At 54.6% G+C, this 17,166-nt stretch carries 12 protein-coding genes; all 12 read left to right on the top strand.

The genetic code is table 11. From position 1 onward, the window contains the following. Nucleotides 1-62: 62 nt before the first annotated feature. The 12 genes from FJ147_05680 to FJ147_05735 all read left to right on the top strand — a co-directional run bounded on the left by FJ147_05680 (nt 63) and on the right by FJ147_05735 (nt 17,138). Nucleotides 63-593, top strand: a complete 531-nt coding sequence (locus FJ147_05680) for a hypothetical protein (protein MBM4255371.1) — start codon at nt 63-65, stop codon at nt 591-593. Continuing rightward, nucleotides 478-2,799: a hypothetical protein gene (locus tag FJ147_05685; GenBank protein MBM4255372.1), complete on the top strand. Its 2,322-nt coding sequence runs from the start codon at nt 478-480 to the stop codon at nt 2,797-2,799. The genes FJ147_05680 and FJ147_05685 overlap by 116 nt, the downstream gene beginning before the upstream one ends. Further along, a complete protein-coding gene (locus tag FJ147_05690; GenBank protein ID MBM4255373.1) occupies nt 2,784-4,622 on the top strand; it encodes a glycosyltransferase in 1,839 nt (612 codons plus the stop codon). The genes FJ147_05685 and FJ147_05690 overlap by 16 nt, the downstream gene beginning before the upstream one ends. 363 nt (nt 4,623-4,985) lie before the next feature. Further along, entirely contained in the window at nt 4,986-5,762 is a 777-nt protein-coding gene (locus FJ147_05695) for an acetyltransferase (protein MBM4255374.1), read from the top strand. A gap of 60 nt (nt 5,763-5,822) precedes the next feature. Then, entirely contained in the window at nt 5,823-6,992 is a 1,170-nt protein-coding gene (locus FJ147_05700; GenBank protein ID MBM4255375.1) for a DegT/DnrJ/EryC1/StrS family aminotransferase, read from the top strand. A 130-nt stretch (nt 6,993-7,122) separates the two neighbouring features. After that, nucleotides 7,123-9,048, top strand: a complete 1,926-nt coding sequence (locus FJ147_05705) for a polysaccharide biosynthesis protein (GenBank protein ID MBM4255376.1) — start codon at nt 7,123-7,125, stop codon at nt 9,046-9,048. A 165-nt stretch (nt 9,049-9,213) separates the two neighbouring features. Continuing rightward, a complete protein-coding gene (locus FJ147_05710) occupies nt 9,214-9,507 on the top strand; it encodes a LapA family protein (GenBank protein ID MBM4255377.1) in 294 nt (97 codons plus the stop codon). A 119-nt stretch (nt 9,508-9,626) separates the two neighbouring features. Beyond that, a complete protein-coding gene (gene glgA / locus FJ147_05715) occupies nt 9,627-12,557 on the top strand; it encodes a glycogen synthase GlgA (GenBank protein MBM4255378.1) in 2,931 nt (976 codons plus the stop codon). Between the two features lie 9 nt (nt 12,558-12,566). Further along, nucleotides 12,567-13,793: a glucose-1-phosphate adenylyltransferase gene (gene glgC / locus FJ147_05720; protein MBM4255379.1), complete on the top strand. Its 1,227-nt coding sequence runs from the start codon at nt 12,567-12,569 to the stop codon at nt 13,791-13,793. Nucleotides 13,794-13,921: 128 nt separating this feature from the next. Beyond that, nucleotides 13,922-16,378 (top strand): DUF3536 domain-containing protein, encoded by a 2,457-nt coding sequence (locus tag FJ147_05725; GenBank protein MBM4255380.1) that lies wholly within the window; start codon nt 13,922-13,924, stop codon nt 16,376-16,378. 181 nt (nt 16,379-16,559) lie between these two features. Then, nucleotides 16,560-16,853 (top strand): hypothetical protein, encoded by a 294-nt coding sequence (locus FJ147_05730; protein MBM4255381.1) that lies wholly within the window; start codon nt 16,560-16,562, stop codon nt 16,851-16,853. Nucleotides 16,854-16,883: 30 nt separating this feature from the next. Further along, nucleotides 16,884-17,138 carry a peroxidase gene (locus tag FJ147_05735; protein MBM4255382.1) on the top strand — a complete coding sequence of 85 codons (255 nt, stop codon included), beginning with the start codon at nt 16,884-16,886 and terminating at the stop codon, nt 17,136-17,138. Nucleotides 17,139-17,166: the final 28 nt, after the last annotated feature.

Here is a 17,166-nt window from a genome sequence, read left to right on the forward strand (position 1 = left end):
GTCGCCCGCGTTCATCCAGCTCTTCGACCAGACTTCGATACTTAGACCGAAGCCAGCACACAATGGTCTCGTCTCTCATCCCTGCTCTTGTGCAGAGGCTCTCCACTCCGGTCAATCACTATTGCGGTAAGTTGTTTCCTGCCACCGCCTTAGTTGCCTACTATCAATTGTGGGAAAACTTTTGGACACAGACTATCGTATCCTCGCCCTGGTTTACCGCTGGACGCAATGAGTATCTATTCTTTGGTCGCCCCGAGTATCTTGACCTCATCACAGATGAGATTGTACGCAGCCGGACTTTGCTTGAAGCGATGATGAGCAAAGCAGAAACCGCTGACCAGAAGGCGAGAGCGAACCTCCTCTTCCGTGCCTTTTCCTACTATGAAGCGTCAGCACTATCGTATGCGGGGCTCAAGAAGAACGCCTCGACGATGACTAGCTCCACACAGGCCGTTCCACCAGAGGAAGCCGAAACGCATGCCTACTACAAGAAGTTGGCAGCAAAACGACGGACGCTGGTTGAGGAGTTTCAGCACGACCCCGCGCTTGTCCATCCTCTCCCATTCAATCGCTATTCTACACTCCGTTGGTAACATGATGACTCACGCGATGAGAAATGCCCTGCAAATGGGCAAAACCTTTGGTCCAACCTGGCTTCTGTATCGGCTTGGCTATGCCTTGCGTGTTCGTAGCGGTATGCTTCGCTATCAGTTGCCGGTGACAAGCTGGGATGCACAGCCGCTCTCAGAGATGCTTCGTGATCCAGTGCTTGTTGAGCCGCAACGTTACCTGGCTTACCGTCGCGAACACAGTCCCCACTTCTTCTTTGCTCCGGCACATCGGTCCCAGTACCAGGCTGCACTGCAGCTCTGGGATAAGGAGGGGAGTAAGGAAGGGAAACGCGTCGTCCACGCTGCTGAGAAACTCTCTTACGGTGTATTCACCTATTTTTCACGCACGCCAGTAGTTATTGGTTGCCCACCGCAATGGCATCGCAATCCATATTCGCAACAGGTGCCGCGACAGGAACGTCATTGGAGTGATATCGATGACTTTGCTGATGGCGACATTAAACTCATCTGGGAGCCGAACCGCTTCAGTTTCGTATACGCCCTCGTCCGTGCCTATTGGCGCACGGGAGATGAGCGCTATGCCGAACTCTTCTGGAAACTTGTTGAGGACTGGCGACAGCACAATCCACCCCAACAGGGAGTGAACTGGAAGTGCGGCCAAGAGATCAGCTTCCGCGTTATGGAGTGGTGCTTCGGGTTGTATGGCTTTCTCGATGCGCAGGCAACGACTCCGCAGCGTGCGGTGATGCTGGCGCAGATGATTGCAGTCTCAGGGCAGCGCATTGCAGCAAACCTGTCCTATGCACTCAACCAGAACAACAACCACGGCATTAGTGAAGGGGCAGGGTTATGGACGATTGGTCTGCTCTTTCCTGAATTTGCATCGGCGCAGGGGTGGCAAGACAGCGGACGGCAGGTATTGGAAACGCAAGCCGAGAAGCTCATCGACGGCGATGGCGCGTTTTCGCAACATTCAGTGAATTATCATCGAGTGATGTTACACGACTACCTGTGGAGTTTACGCCTGGGCGAGGTGTATGGGCACCGCCTCAGCGTAAAAGTGTATAACCAAGTACGAAAAGCGACCACGTGGCTCTACCAAATACAAGACGACGTGAGTGGTCGGGTGCCCAATTATGGTGCCAACGATGGCGCCTTGGTATTACCGTTGACGAATTGCGACTATCAAGATTATCGCCCGGTGCTCCAGTCTGCACACTATATTACGCAGGGAACTCGCTGTTACCCAAGTGGCGCATGGGATGAAGAGTCGCTGTGGCTGTGTGGTCTAGAGGCACTGAATGCGCCGTTGGTCGTACCCTCTCGTACGGACCTCCAGGCAACGGATAGTGGGTATTATACGTTACGGTCACCACAGAGCTTTGCGTTTGTTCGCTGTGGTCCCTTTCGCTACCGACCTGGAGAGGCAGACCTGTTGCATCTGGACCTGTGGTGGCGCGGACAAAACATCGCGAGTGATGCCGGAACCTATAGCTACAATGCCGCGGTGCCGTGGAATAACCCGTTCGCGCACACTGCCTACCACAATACCGTGACAGTCGATGGCGCTGACCAGATGGAGCGCGTCAATAAGTTCCTCTGGTTACCCTGGGCGAATGGACGCGTGCGTTGCTATGGTCAGTCGGTGCGCAAGACGTTGACCTATTGGGAAGGAGAACATGATGGGTACGCACGCCTTCCCGATCCGGTGTCGTACCGTCGCGGCATTCTCCGCTTAGGGGAGGGCTGGTGGGCAGTGGTCGATGTGCTTCGTAGTGCAGTCCCACATCAATATCGGTTACACTGGTTATTGGCCGATTATCCCTATAAGTGGAACGAAGCAGGAAAATCGCTTAGTGTAATGACGCTCGCCGGAAGGTACTATATGCGCATGATGACCTTAGCGGAAAATGCGCGAGCGTCACTCGTCCGCGCCGATCATGAAAGTCCTCGCGGGTGGCGGGCGCCATACTATTATTATCGGGAGCCTGCTCTGTCTGTTGATCTGCGTGCGTCGGCTCCATCGCTCGTTTGTTGGACAGTGTTTGGCCCACAACCGAGCGAGATTCGCCAGGACGAAACGACCCTTGAGATTCGCACCGAGCGCTGGCACGCAACTGTGAAGCAAAGCGTGGAGGCTGACGGACGACATCCGCTGGTGACGAGCGTTCTGGTGTCTGGTGCGTGGCACGACCGATTGGAGATGAACTCATGCATGTCCTCTTAATTCATCAAGCATTTGTTGGACCGCAAGAACCTGGCGGAACACGCCACTATGAACTCGCACAACAGATGCGCGCGCATGGGTACCAGTGCTCGATTGTCGCCAGTGACATCAGTTACCTCTCTGGGCAGTCCGTAGTACAAAAAACTGGGCTGGTGAGCGAGCAGGACTGTAACGGGGTACGGGTGTTGCGTGCCTATACCTATCCGGCACTGCATCGCAGCTTTGTTTGGCGAGTTGTCTCGTTCGTGAGTTTTATGTGTACCTCAGTGTGGGCTGGGTTACGAGCTGGACCCGTGGATGTGGTGATGGGCACGTCGCCGCCGATTTTTCAGGCGGTGTCAGCCTGGCTGGTGGCCCTCCTGCGACGCAAGCCCTTTCTCCTTGAGATACGTGATCTCTGGCCGGAGTTTGCCATTGATATGGGGGTGCTGAAAAATCCGTTGCTCATTGCGCTGTCGCGCTGGCTCGAAGGATTTCTGTATGCCCGCGCAACGCATTTGTTAGTGAATTCTCCTGCATATCGAGCATACCTCATTAATAAGGGAACTCCGGCAAGCAAAGTCAGTCTCATCCCCAATGGTGTCGACCCTGACATGTTTACCCCAGAGGCCGACGGAAACGCGATTCGTCAACGTTGGCAACTCGGAGATCGTTTTGTGGTGACGTATGCCGGAGCACTTGGGATCGCCAACGACATTCCGGTGATGCTACAGGCCGCAGAACAGCTCCGCGACGACGATCATATTCGTTTCTTAATCGTGGGTGATGGTAAAGAACGGGCTGCGCTTGAAGCGCAAGCGCAACAGATGGGCCTGTCCAATGTTCTCTTTACCGGACCGCAACCGAAGTCGGAGATGCCTGCCGTTCTTGCGGCCTCTGACGCCTGTATCGCGATTCTGCAAAATATCCAACTTTTCCGTACAACGTATCCGAATAAAGTCTTCGATTATATGGCGGCGGGACGGCCAACGCTGCTCGCCATCGATGGTGTCATTCGCGATGTTATTGACGCCGCGCACGGTGGGGTATTTGTTCCTCCTGGGAATGCTGCGGCGCTGGCCGAGGCAGTCCTGTCGCTGAGCCGTAATCGGGCACAAGCACGCGCAATGGGCACCTCCGCCCGTACGTATGTGGTCGAGCACTTCAATCGGCAGCGGCAAGCGGAACATTTTGTGAATCTTATGCAGGACGTTGCGCAGATGAACGACAGAAGATCCAGCTCACGACGCCTCAGCAAAAGGATATTTGACCTAGCGCTTACGGTTCCAGCGTTGGTGCTCCTCTCCCCACTCCTTCTCGTGATTGCTCTCCTCGTGCGGTTTAAGCTTGGGAGCCCCGTGCTCTTTTGTCAGCAACGCCCTGGTCTGCATGGCAAACCTTTTACCATTTATAAGTTTCGCACTATGACGGATACGCGCGACGCGCAGGGCAATCTTTTGCCTGACAGTGAGCGGCTCCCGGCGTTTGGTCGACTTCTGCGCAGCACCAGTTTGGACGAACTGCCGGAACTGTTCAACGTGCTTACTGGAGATATGAGCGTTGTCGGACCACGACCGCTGTTGATGCAATATCTTGATCGTTACACCCCTGAGCAAAAGCGGCGACACGAGGTCATGCCTGGCATAACTGGTTGGGCGCAGGTAAACGGACGTAATGCGCTCTCGTGGCCTGAGAAGTTTGCTTTGGAGGTCTGGTACGTCGACCACGGATCGTTATGGCTCGATGTAAAGATCCTCTGTCTGACAGTAGCAAAAATATTCCAGCGTGAGGGAATCAACCAACCTGGGCATGCGACTGCGCAGGAGTTCAAGGGAAACTCCTAAAGCAGTCCACGAAAGCTTAGGACTCACGCTTTGTCACCCTTCGTTGCACTCAGGGTGACAGCACTCGTGTACCAATCTTTCATGGTCCGATTTAGCACTCAGCGTGACAGCTTTGCTGTATCAATCTTCCGTACCGTGCGGTCGGACGACGTGGCGGGAAAGGCGAGCTTTCTTGCGCCCTCATTCTGTTAGTCTTTTCTCTAGGCACATTTTTCCTACGTGTTTTTTCCACCGGAAACTACGAGTGAGAGACGTTGGTCTCTAAGTTGTCCTCGTGCCGGTCGATATGTTCAGCAGGGTCGGATTCTTCCTTTTCTCTATCTGGCCAACGCCTGAACGATACAAACATAAAGTGATGTATTCGTGCAAAACCTTCCTGGTCGCTCAACCGCCATGTCGAGAGAAGACGAGAGAAGGCATACGGGGGCGCGAAAGTCACGGTGCGTGTGGGGGGAATTGATGTCTAACGAAAATAAACAGATTGTGATCTATGGCGCGGGCGGGTTTGCCAGGGAAGTGGCATGGCTTGCTGAGTCATGCAGCAGCGACGTGCAACGGTATGAAGTCGTGGGCTTCATCGACGACAATGCCACCGCGTATGGGCGGAAGCTGAATGATGTGCCAGTGATGAGTTTGGTTACTGCCTATGAGCGGTTTCCTGACGCTTTAGTGATAGGTGGCATTGGAGCACCGCACCTCCGCCAGCGGGTGATGGAGAAGGCAGTAGCCAGGGGGTTTGCGGTCGCGACCCTCGTTCATCCACACACCGCCTATAGTCGCTGGGTGACGATCGGTACAGGGACGGTGATTTGTGTAGGTTGCACCATTACGACGAACATCACGCTGGGGCAGCATGTTCAGATTAACCTTGATTGCACGATCGGACACGACGTGGTGATGGATGACTATGTCACGTTAGCGCCTGGGGTGCATGTCTCGGGACAGGTCAGATTGGGAAAGCGCGTCTATGTGGGGACTGGCGCGGTGATCATCAACGGTACCGAAGCTGAACCATTGATCATTGAGGATGATGTCACCATTGGTGCAGGAGCGTGCGTGACGAGATCTGTTTTTCGCGGCGAGACGGTCGTCGGTGTTCCAGCAAAGCCGATGCTGAAAACGACGGCACGTGCTGCGTAACGCGCCAATCAACCATCAGCGTTTCATCTTTTGCGAGAAATCACGGGTATGGGGGCAACTATGGAAAAATCACAAGGACAACAGCAACCGTTATCTATCATTCATCCAACACTCCCCTCCTTTGCGGAGATCGAACGTGTCGTTCGCAGCAGTTGGGAGTCTGGGATCGTGACCGTCGGTCCAACGGTTCGTACGTTTGAAGAGGAAGTGTGTCAGTACACAGGGGTGCGGTATGCGATTGCCTTCTCGTCGTGCACTGCGGGCCTCATGCTCGCCCCGCGAGCAATGAATTTGCCGCCTGGGAGCGAGGTTATCGTGCCGTCGTTCACGTTTACCGCTACTGCCCAAGCTTTGGTTTGGAATGGACTCATTCCGGTTTTTACCGACTGTTTGCCTGGTACCTGTACGTTAGACCCCGAAGATGTTGAACGAAACATCACGCCAAAGACGGTCGCGATTTGCCCAGTGTACATCTACGGCTTGCCGCCGGATATCGAACCTCTGACGGACATCAGTGCGCGCAAAGGCGTGCCACTCTATTTCGATAGTGCGCAGGGACTGGGCGCAACTTACCGAGGAGTAACGGCAGGTGGGTTCGGTACGTGCGAGGTGTTCTCCTTGAGTCCGACTAAGGTCGTGACGGCGATGGAAGGTGGGATTGTGACGACGAATGATAACTTGCTCGCAGATCGACTTCGATCGATGCGGGATTACGGCAAGGACCCCGCCAACGGGGAAGATATGTTGTACTTTGGCCTGTCGGCGCGGATGGGAGAAGTGAATGCTGCTGTTGGGTTGTTGTCTTTGCGGAATATAGAACAGCTCGTGAGGGTGCGACGGCAATGGATTGACGCATACCGTGAGCGCCTTGGCAGAATTCCTGGGTGCCGGGCGCAGGAGATGCCGGCAGATCGAACCACTAGCGGTAATTACTTCGTCTTGTTTGTTTCTGACAAAGCGCGTCGGGCACGAGATGAATTGTACTATGCCCTCAAGGAAGCGGGAATACAGACGAAACGGTATTTCTATCCGCCAGTGCATATGCAGACCGCCTTCCAACGGGTACCGATCCGCGTTAGCTCCCGCATTGCCAATACCACCAAAGCTGCGTACGAAGGGCTCGCATTACCGCTGTACTCGCACATGACTGAGGAACAATTCGAGCGCGTGTGTGGTCAAGTGGAGTCGCTCTTGGGTGTCGACGTCACTGAGCTGCGACAAGCTGCATAAGCCGGGGGCCGAGCGGCATACGTGGCTGTCGAGTCGTTCAATGGGGGTTCGTACCACTTCTGCGAATGAGTGCCGGTGCCGCTTTTGGGCGGTACCCGTACGAGATGGTTTTCTTGCTCTATAATTTGCTATGGCTTTTCTCAATCGGATCCATCGCTACTGCTTACTCATCGGTGTGCAGGTCATCCTTGTCGTTGTTGCGCAGTACGGGGCCTTTCTTGCGCGGTTCGACGGGGAAATACCGCCACACTATCTGCATCTGTACCAACAGGGGCTTGTCTGGCTGCTCGTCACGCGTGGCGTGATCTTTCTTCCCTTTCATCTGTATGGGAGCTTTTGGCGTTACACAGGCCTGTGGGATCTGCGAAACATTATTGCCGCGGTCGCGACAAGTACGGTCGTATTTGCAGTTGTGACTCGCGTCGGGATGGGCGTATCCTATCCACTGTCGATCCTTGTCGTCGACAGTGTGTTTCTGATCTGCCTCCTCGGTGGTCTACGGCTCGCGCTCCGGATGTTTGCCGGACGGAGACGGGTAGGGGAGCACAAGCGTGTCCTGATTTATGGAGCAGGAGATGCGGGGGAACGGATCGTGTCGGACATGCAGAAACGGCGGGTACGAGCGTATGCCCCGATTGGGTTTATTGATGATAATCCCGAGAAGACCGGCATGCGCATTCATGGGGTGCCAGTGCTGGGTACGGGTGCTGATCTCGCACGCATTCTTGCACGGCAAAAGCCTGATGACGTCTTAGTGGCCATGCCGAGTGAAACGCCAGCTCGACTTGGCGCAGTGGTCAAAGCCCTTGAACCGTTCAAGATCCCGATCAAGACCCTTCCCACGTTAACTGATATCATCGATGGGAAAGTCACTGTCAGTCAGATTCGTGACCTTGCGGTTGAAGATCTGCTGGCGCGCCCACCGGTCCAAATGAATCTGCTGCCGGTGCGTGACTTTATCAGAGGAAAACGCGTTCTCGTGACTGGCGCGGGTGGCTCGATTGGCTCTGAGCTGTGTCGACAGATCGCCCAGTGTGAGCCGGGGATGTTGTTCATGTTGGATAAGGCGGAAAGTGCGTTGTATGAGATCGATATGGAGTTGCGGCGCAGTGTTCCCGACTGTCCTCGCACAACACTCCTGGTCGATATTACTCATGCCGGTCGCGTTCATGACGTATTCATGCGTCATGCTCCCCAGATCGTCTTCCACGCCGCTGCCTACAAGCATGTGCCGATGATGGAGATGCATCCGAGCGAGGCGGTGCTCAATAACGTTGTTGGCACACGGCGGTTGTGTGAAATTGCCGCGCAACGGGGCGTCGAAACGTTCGTGCAGATCTCAACCGATAAAGCGGTCAATCCGACCAACGTTATGGGAGCGACGAAGCGCGTTGGTGAGTTGATCGTTCAGGCGACCGCCCGACAATCTGAGGGCCCGCAACAGACAACCTTTTGCGCCGTACGGTTTGGCAACGTACTTGGCAGTAATGGGAGTGTCGTGCCACTGTTTCTTCAACAGATCAGCCAGGGAGGGCCGGTAACTGTCACTCACCGTGATATCACTCGGTATTTTATGACCATCCCGGAGGCCTCGCAGCTTGTGTTGCTCGCCGCGACGTTAGCGAAAGGCGGGGAAATTTTCGTCCTGGATATGGGCGAACAGATTCGGGTATTGGACATGGCGCGTCATCTCATACGACTTGCTGGCTACGTCCCGGAAGAAGAAATTCCGATCGCGTTCACCGGTATGCGTCCTGGCGAGAAACTCTATGAAGAGTTGGTTGGTATGGATGAAACCATCGAGCCCAGTGGAGAGGTGAAAATCAACCGGGTGCGTCCACGCTGGCACCCTGACCACGCACGATTGACGGCTGACCTCGAAGAACTCGAATGGCTAGCGGAGCAGGGCCGCGCGAAAGCCATCCTTGCTCTCTTGCGCGAGGTCGTCCCAACATTTCAACTTCCGGAAGTGGGGGCACCACGCCCTTCCAAAGGGGTGCGTGGCAGCAAGCGAACTGACTCTACAGACGCTAGTGAGTTTTCTGCAGCCGCGTAATGATACGTGTTACGGTGAGGACCTGGACTCTCGCGTCTGCTGGCATAGCGCCCGGCCTTTGCTCACATCGGAAAAGCCTCCCCTTCAGGGCATTCGCACGCTCCCGCCTTTGCTTTTCTCGAACAGGCATGGTGAGATAAGGAAAATTCTCATGAAGGATGGTGCATGTCTCGTCGTAATATTTTTGCGCTGCTATTGTCTCTGCTAGCTTTGATCTTTGCTTTGCAAAATACCGACACGATTGATCTTCACTTTTTGTGGTGGGATTTCCCGATGAAAGTCGGCTTTGCTGTTGGGGTGCCTTTCATTGCTGGAGTTTTCGTTGGGTGGCTCTCATCGTGGCGGCAACAGAAAAAATTGCAGAAACTCCAACACCAGCCCGAGCCCGGGTCTCCCGCTGCGTTATTAGCGAGTACGCAAGCGACGACTGGCAAGAAGAAGGCTAGCTGGTGGTGGTAGCGAGCTGCCGTGGAACGATGAATGAGGACAGGGCAGGTATCGTGTAAGGGGCTGACTTCCCACCCACTCGGACCTCGGTCCTCGATACTCATTTCTTGTCCGGAAGGTGGGAGGAAGGGGTGAACTCGCAGTTGCGCATCCTGTTTGTGACAGCAGAGGTCTCTCCATTTGCGCGTACCGGTGGGTTAGGGGATGTGTGCGGCGCCTTACCCCAAGCGTTAGCTGCGCTCGGCCATGATGTCCGTATTGTCATGCCGTTGTATAAGGCGATTCGCGATCAAGCCGTGCCAATGACGGAGGTCCCTGGAAATCTCGACATGCCGCTCGTGTTCGGTACGCGCCAAACCCGCGTCTGGCAAGGACAGCTCGACACTCCGACAGCAAACGATGATCCACAGTCGTGGGGACCACGAGTGCCTGTGTACTTCATCGAGCACGATGAGTACTACAACCGTTCCGGGCTCTATGGTGGTGAGGCTGGGGACTATGCGGATAACGCCTTTCGTTTTCTTTTTTTGAGCCATGCGGCGATCGCCCTTCCAGGATTGCTCTCCTGGTTTCCCCATATTTTTCATTGTCATGATTGGCATGCCGCGTTGGTCCCAGCCTACTTGCGATTTCTGCCTGAATGCGACCCCCGGTTAGCCGCGAGTGGCACTATTTTTACTATCCATAATCTCGCCTATCAGGGACGGTTCCCTTCGTGGGTTTTTGATATCACCGGTCTTCCTCACTCGTTGTTCCACACTGCAGGTCTGGAATTCTACGGTGGGGTCAATTTCATGAAGGCCGGGATCTATTATGCCGACTACATCACGGCAGTAAGCCCGACCTATGCCCAGGAAATCGCGACCGCCGAGGGTGGATTTGGACTTGATGGCGTGCTGCGTGAGCGGCGCGATGTTGTACGTGGGATTTTGAATGGTACTGATACGAAAGCGTGGAGTCCTCAGCGTGACCCGCATATCGTGAAGCAATATTCTGCCAACGATATACAGGGGAAGGCTCGCTGCAAGGCAGAACTGTTACGCTTGTTTGCTTTTCCTGACGACCCAACCGTCCCTGTGTTGGCGTTTATTTCTCGGCTCGTCGATCAGAAAGGGGTCGATCTCCTGATTGGCGGGCTCGGTCAGTTATTGGCGTTACGTCTGCGTCTCGTCGTCCTTGGCTCGGGAGAGGTGCAATACCAGCGTATGCTGTCCGAATGGGCAGAACGCTATCCCGAGCAGATTGCGGTGCGGTATGGTTTTGACGATGCCCTTGCCCATCGGATCCAAGCCGGGAGCGACATGCTCCTGATGCCGTCTCTCTATGAGCCCTGCGGGCTGACACAACTTTATAGCTTGCGCTATGGCACCATTCCGATCGTGCGTGCTGTTGGCGGGTTGAAGGACACGGTGATTCCGTTTGACCCTGAATCCAATAGTGGGACCGGGTTTACCTTTACTGACCCGACCTCCGACGCTTTAGTTGCGAGCGTGCGTACCGCAGTGCAGACGTTTGCGGATAGGAAACGCTGGCACGCCCTGATGTATCGCGCCATGCAACAGGAATTTTCCTGGGATCGCTCAGCCGCACAGTATGTCACGCTCTATCGTGATGCCGCAGTCCGGCGCGCAGACGCTGGACCACCACAGATTGCTTTCGGTACCTCAGGGTGGCGGGCAATAGTGGCTGAAGAGTTTACGCATGACCGCGTAGCGGCTGTGGCCCGTGCCGTTGCTGATCACGTGCGCGAAGAGCAGGGACAACCGGCACGGTTGCTGATCGCGCACGATACGCGATTCCTTGGACGAGAGTTTGCGGAGACCGCCGCCCAATCATGCGTGGCAGCAGGAGTACAGGTCGAGGTTGCTACGACACCGCTGCCGACGCCGGTTGTCGCGTTTGAGGTTATTCGTCGCCGTCTTTCGGGAGCGGTGAACATCACGGCAAGTCATAATCTCTATCGTTGGAACGGGCTCAAGTTTTCTCCAGCATGGGGCGGTCCAGCTTTACCCGAGACCACACGAGACATTGCGCGTCGAGCTAACGGATTGTTAGCTAACGGTTATGTCGAACGGGGAAGTGCTACCCTTGCACGCGAGCATGGTCGATGGCAGGACGTAGAGGTCGGCGACGCGTATCGACACGCGGTGGCACAGTTGATCGATGTCGACTGTTTACGGCATTCGCAAATTACCGTTGCGGTTGATCTGTTGTGGGGAACGGCAGCGGGATTTTTGGACCGCTTGCTTGAGCAATCGGGAGTGTTGGGGCCGGTGTTTCACGCTGGTTGTGACCCGTACTTTGGTAATGGACGACCTGAGCCTATTCCGGAAACAATGAGCGAAATGATCGCGCGGTTGCAAGAGGGAGGCCTCACTCTTGGTGTGGGGTGCGATTGCGATGCTGACCGTTTTGGTATTTGCGACCGTGACGGGACGTTCTTTGCGCCGAACCTCATCCTGCCTCTGGTTGCCGATTATTTGATCACTCATCGCAAGTTAACCGGAAAAATCGGTCGCAGTGTCGCGACCAGCCATCTCATGGATGCGGTGGCGCAGTACCACGGCTTGGAGGTGGTTGAAACGCCGGTCGGTTTCAAATACCTGGGTGAAATGATCGTTCGTGGCGAGTTGCTACTTGGTGGTGAAGAGAGTGGTGGGCTGTCGATCCGCGGCCACATTCCGGAGAAAGATGGGATCCTTGCCTGCCTGCTGGTTGCGGAAATGGTGGCGCGTACAGGGAAAAGTCTGAAAGTGTTGCTACAGGAACTCTTCGTCCGTGTGGGAGAGCTTCATCCCCTTCGTGAAGATATAAAGCTTTCAGCGGCGCAACAGAGTCGCTTACGCACTGTCCTTGCCTCGCCACCGACCAGTATTGCTGGTATTCGTGTTGAACGGGTCAGCACGCTTGATGGTCTAAAACTGTACTTGCATGGGGGAAGTTGGGTGCTGATACGTGCTTCGGGTACTGAACCTGTGGTACGATTGTACGCGGAAGCTGGACGGCAGGAGATGTCACAATTGCTCCTGTCGGAGGCTCAGCAGCTATTCCTCACCTCATAGGAGAGAATCATGGCAAGACTCCGTATTCTTGGGATGATTATGGCGGGAGGTAAAGGGGACCGCTTATTTCCACTAACCAAGGCACGGAGCAAACCAGCAGTCCCTTTTGCCGGGAAACATCGCATCATCGATTTTGTCCTGTCGAACTTTATTAATTCTGGTACATATGCCGTCTACCTCTTGGTGCAGTACAAGTCGCAATCCCTGATCGAGCATCTTCGCTCAACCTGGGGGTGGCGCATCGCTGGCGGACTCCGCGACACATTTATTGCGGTCGTGCCGCCGCAAATGCGTGAAGGACAGAACTGGTATCAAGGCACTGCGGATGCGGTCTATCAAAACTTGAATGTCATTCGTGATTTTCGTCCAGATCTGATCGCGGTGTTTGGGGCTGACCATATTTACCGCATGGATGTTGGGCAGATGGTGAAGTTTCACATGGAAAACCGGGCCGATGTGACGATTGCTGCGTTACCGGTGCCGCTGCCAGAAGCAAGTAGTTTCGGCATCATTGAAGTCGACCGGATGCAACGGCTCATTGGCTTTGAAGAGAAACCGAAGAATCCCAAACCCATGCCGACGGACTCCAATCGTGCGTATGTTTCAATGGGAAACTATCTGTTTGAAACCAAATTGCTCATGGATGTCTTGCAGGAAGATGCACAGCGTACAACCGAGCACGACTTTGGCCGCACGATCATTCCTGAACTCTTCACGAAACGTAAAGTCTTTGCCTATGACTTTTTGCGCAATGACGTACCCGGAGTGAAAGCGTACGAAGAACAAGGGTACTGGCGCGATGTCGGAACGTTGCCTGCATATTGGCAGGCGCATATGGACCTGCTTGGCGCTCAGCCTGCGTTTGATCTCTCCAATCGCGACTGGCCGATTCTCGGTACGGTGTACGATGGACCGCCGACACGAATTCTGGATGGCGAACTGCAGGAGAGCCTGATCGGTGAAGGCTGTCACATCGAAGGCGGGTATGTGGTTCGGTCGGTACTAGGACATGGGGTTCGCATAGGGAAAGGGGCGGAGATCGAGAACTCGGTGATCATGGACTATGCAGAGATTGGCGCAGGCGTGAAACTCAAAGGGGTCATTGTCGACCGTTATAATGTCATTCCTTCCGGCAGCGAAATTGGCACTGGTTCTGGCGCAGGTGAGGACCGGTATTTTCGTGAACCGTCCGGTCTCTTCGTGCTTGAGCGAGCCGAAACCCGCTCGACTATATAAGAGGAATGAAAAGTTGAGATTGAAAAATGTAAAATAAAAAAAGACACCTTTCCCGATTATTCCTTCCGATGTTGAGTGAGCCGTTTTGTATTGTTAATTTTTAATTTTACATTTTTCCTTCTCTCTTCATGCGTTACGTCTGTATCCACGGCCATTTCTATCAACCGCCACGAGAAAATCCGTGGCTCGATACCATCGAAGTGCAAGATTCGGCTGCGCCATACCACGACTGGAATGCGCGCATTACTGCCGAGTGCTATTGGCCGAATGCAGCTGCGCATCGTTTGGGAATCGACAATCGCATTGTCGCTATCACCAACAATTATGCGTCAATGAGTTTTAACTTCGGTCCGACACTCACAGCGTGGTTGGAGCGGAATGAGCCGGATTTGCTCACTCACATCGTTGAGGCCGACCGCGAGAGCTGTGGACAGCATGACGGATATGGCAACGCGATCGCCCAAGCGTACGGGCATGCGATCCTGCCGTTAGCGAATCCACGCGATAAGCTGACGCACGTCGCCTGGGGCGTGCGCGATTTTGTCTATCGTTTCGGCAGAAGACCGCACGGCATGTGGCTGCCGGAAACTGCGGTCGATACGTCTACCCTTGAGGCGCTGGCAGCTCAAAATATCACCTATACCATTCTTGCTCCGCATCAGGCCAAGCGAGTGCGACGTTTGGGACAAGCGGCGTGGGAAGGTGTAACCGAAGAAACGTTCAACACGCGCCGTCCTTACCTTTGTCAGCTGCCGAGTGGCAAACAGATTGTGCTATTTTTCTATGACGCGCGGATTGCGCGTGGTGTAGCCTTTGAGCACTTGCTGGATAGCGGCGAACGTTTCGTCGAGCGTCTTGTTGCCGCGTTTCAGCCGGACGCCGACGAACCACAACTCGTCCATCTTGCGACTGATGGAGAAACCTATGGCCATCACCATCGCTTTGGCGAGATGGCCTTCACGTATGCCATGCACGAGCTTGAACGTCGTGGGCTTGCACAGGTAACGAACTACGGCGAATACCTTTCATTGCATCCACCGCAGTGGGAGGTAGAGATTGTTGAGAGTACCTCTTGGAGCTGCGCGCACGGGGTTGAGCGCTGGCGTGCTGACTGTGGTTGTCGAACGGGAAGCTTACCTGGATGGACCCAGCAATGGCGTGCCCCGCTCCGGGCCGCACTCGATTGGTTACGAGCGGAAATCGATGAACTCTTCGAGCGCCAAGCCGGAGCCTTTCTCCGTGACCCCTGGGTTGCACGAGACGCCTATATCGACGTCATACTCGCCCGTTCTCCCCAAAGTATCGATGAATTCTGTATGCGGCAGAGCGGGCGGGTGCTGGCACCGACAGAGCAACAGTCGGTGTTGCAGCTTCTCGAACTGCAACGGCATCGACTCTTGATGTTCACAAGCTGTGGCTGGTTTTTCGACGAGTTGTCGGGGCTTGAGGGGACGCAGATTCTGCGGTACGCGGCACGGGCGATTGAGATCGCTAAAGAACTCGGAGTTTCCTTTGAAGCCGAGTTTGTCGACCGTCTCCGCCGCGCACCGAGCAATCTTTCAACGGTCGGTGATGGTGGGCATCTTTACTTGACCACGGTGAGGCCTTCGCGTGTCGATCCAGCGCAAGTGGTCGCCAATGTCGCGATGGGCCAGATCCTCGAACCTAAGCTGCCGCATGCGGCGCCTCCAGCATTCATCGCCCAGCGGCAAGATTATGAAGAGGAGAGCTACGGAGCAACGGCGCTTGGTGTCGGTCGTATTCATGTGACATCACGCTTTACGCAAGCGGCGCGCACCTTCGTTTTTGCGGCACTGAAACTGAGCGTGCATGACGTACATTGTGTTGTCCGTGAAGACATGAGCGATAATGAGTACGGGCCGATGAAAGCAACATTGATTGAGACCTTTGCCCGGCATTCGTTATCCGAGGTTGTTCGTAGTCTCGATCGTCTGTTTGGAGAAGCATACTACACTGCCAAGGACCTCTTTCTCGATGATCGGCGTCGCGTCTTGGCGCAGATTGGCGAAGGCATGTTGGAGCGGCTTGAAGAGACCTATCGGCAACTGTATCGCGAGAACCGCCGTCTCATGGAATATCTCCATGAACTGAATGTGCCGCTCCCGCAAGGGTTCGCCTTGGCGGCTGAGTTCCTCGTCAATCGCACTTTTGGTCAAGTGATTGCCAAGGTGATTGCACGAGAACCGCAAGACGATGAGGTTGAAGAGGTTTTACGCGAAGCCCGTAAATGGCAGGTCCCGCTGGCAACCAAAGAGGCAGAACTCCTTGTGAGTCGAGCGGTTGAAGAGCATATTGCTGCGCTGCTGAACGACCCACTAAGCAACGGTGTGACGACGGCCTCTCGTCTGTTGCAGATTGCCGAGCATGTCAATCTCAGGATCAATCTGTGGCGTGCACAGACTCTTTTTGTGCAGGTGTGTCGCCGACATTTGCATGAACTATTGATGCGAAGAGGAGTAAATGAGGCAGTCGCGCGACAATTAGCCGCCTTGCGTCGCCTTGGAGAGCAACTTCGTTTTGCGGTGGTTGAGGATATTCCGCTCGACGCGTGGGCATCGGGGTAAATCTTTCTCGCCCATGTGGCTCCCTCCGAGTTTTTCCGCTAAATCAGACCCGAGAACATTCGTACACTTTACGCTACAGACTTCTCTGAGAGGCCCTTCGTTTCACTCAGGGTGACAGCGCGAGTGTATGAATTTTTTGTGATCCGATTTAGTACAGAAAAATCTCACACAGGAGGTAGCGATGACCTGGATCAAGACAGTTCCCCCGTCGGAGAGCGAGCGAGTCAAAGAAGTCCTGCAAAAGCTGAACAATCTTTACCCCAAAGAGTACGATAACGCCCACCGCCATGAGCGACAGCTTCCTGACCTCGTCAAAAATGACAGCATCATGCGGTCGCACTCACTGATTCCTGATGCCATGTATCATGCCTTCGCGGCGTTTGGCTCAGCAATGGACCCAAGCTTGCCGTTGACGCGCCGTCAGCATGAAATGATTGCTACGGTCGTCTCAACACTCAATCGTTGTTTTTATTGAATCGAATCGCACGCAGAGTTTCTGCGGACAGTGAGTTTAGATACCGAGTTGGTGGCTGCGCTCAAACAAGACTGGCGGACGGCTACGCTTGACGAGCGCGATACCGCAATGTTGACCTTTGTTGAAAAGCTGACCAAAAACCCGTCGACCATGTGGCGTGATGATATGGATACGCTCCGCAGGGTTGGATTCGATGACACCGGGATTCTGCAGATCACACTGATCACGTCGTTTTTTAACTACATCAATCGAGTGGCGGACGCGTTGGGAGTAGGGCGGGAGTAAGTGTTTTCCCGCTACGTCCTTTATGTTA

Source organism: Deltaproteobacteria bacterium (assembly GCA_016874775.1).
Lineage (GTDB): Bacteria > Desulfobacterota > Binatia > Bin18 > Bin18 > VGTJ01.

Excerpts from the sequence above, each read along its gene's own strand:
- FJ147_05725 (MBM4255380.1), top strand. The coding sequence starts at position 13,922 with ATGCGTTACGTCTGTATCCACGGCCATTTCTATCAACCGCCACGAGAA.
- FJ147_05690 (MBM4255373.1), top strand. The coding sequence starts at position 2,784 with ATGCATGTCCTCTTAATTCATCAAGCATTTGTTGGACCGCAAGAACCT.
- FJ147_05685 (MBM4255372.1), top strand. The coding sequence starts at position 478 with ATGCCTACTACAAGAAGTTGGCAGCAAAACGACGGACGCTGGTTGAGG.
- FJ147_05700 (MBM4255375.1), top strand. The coding sequence starts at position 5,823 with ATGGAAAAATCACAAGGACAACAGCAACCGTTATCTATCATTCATCCA.
- FJ147_05680 (MBM4255371.1), top strand. The coding sequence starts at position 63 with ATGGTCTCGTCTCTCATCCCTGCTCTTGTGCAGAGGCTCTCCACTCCG.
- glgC (MBM4255379.1), top strand. The coding sequence starts at position 12,567 with ATGGCAAGACTCCGTATTCTTGGGATGATTATGGCGGGAGGTAAAGGG.
- FJ147_05705 (MBM4255376.1), top strand. The coding sequence starts at position 7,123 with ATGGCTTTTCTCAATCGGATCCATCGCTACTGCTTACTCATCGGTGTG.
- FJ147_05730 (MBM4255381.1), top strand. The coding sequence starts at position 16,560 with ATGACCTGGATCAAGACAGTTCCCCCGTCGGAGAGCGAGCGAGTCAAA.
- FJ147_05710 (MBM4255377.1), top strand. The coding sequence starts at position 9,214 with ATGTCTCGTCGTAATATTTTTGCGCTGCTATTGTCTCTGCTAGCTTTG.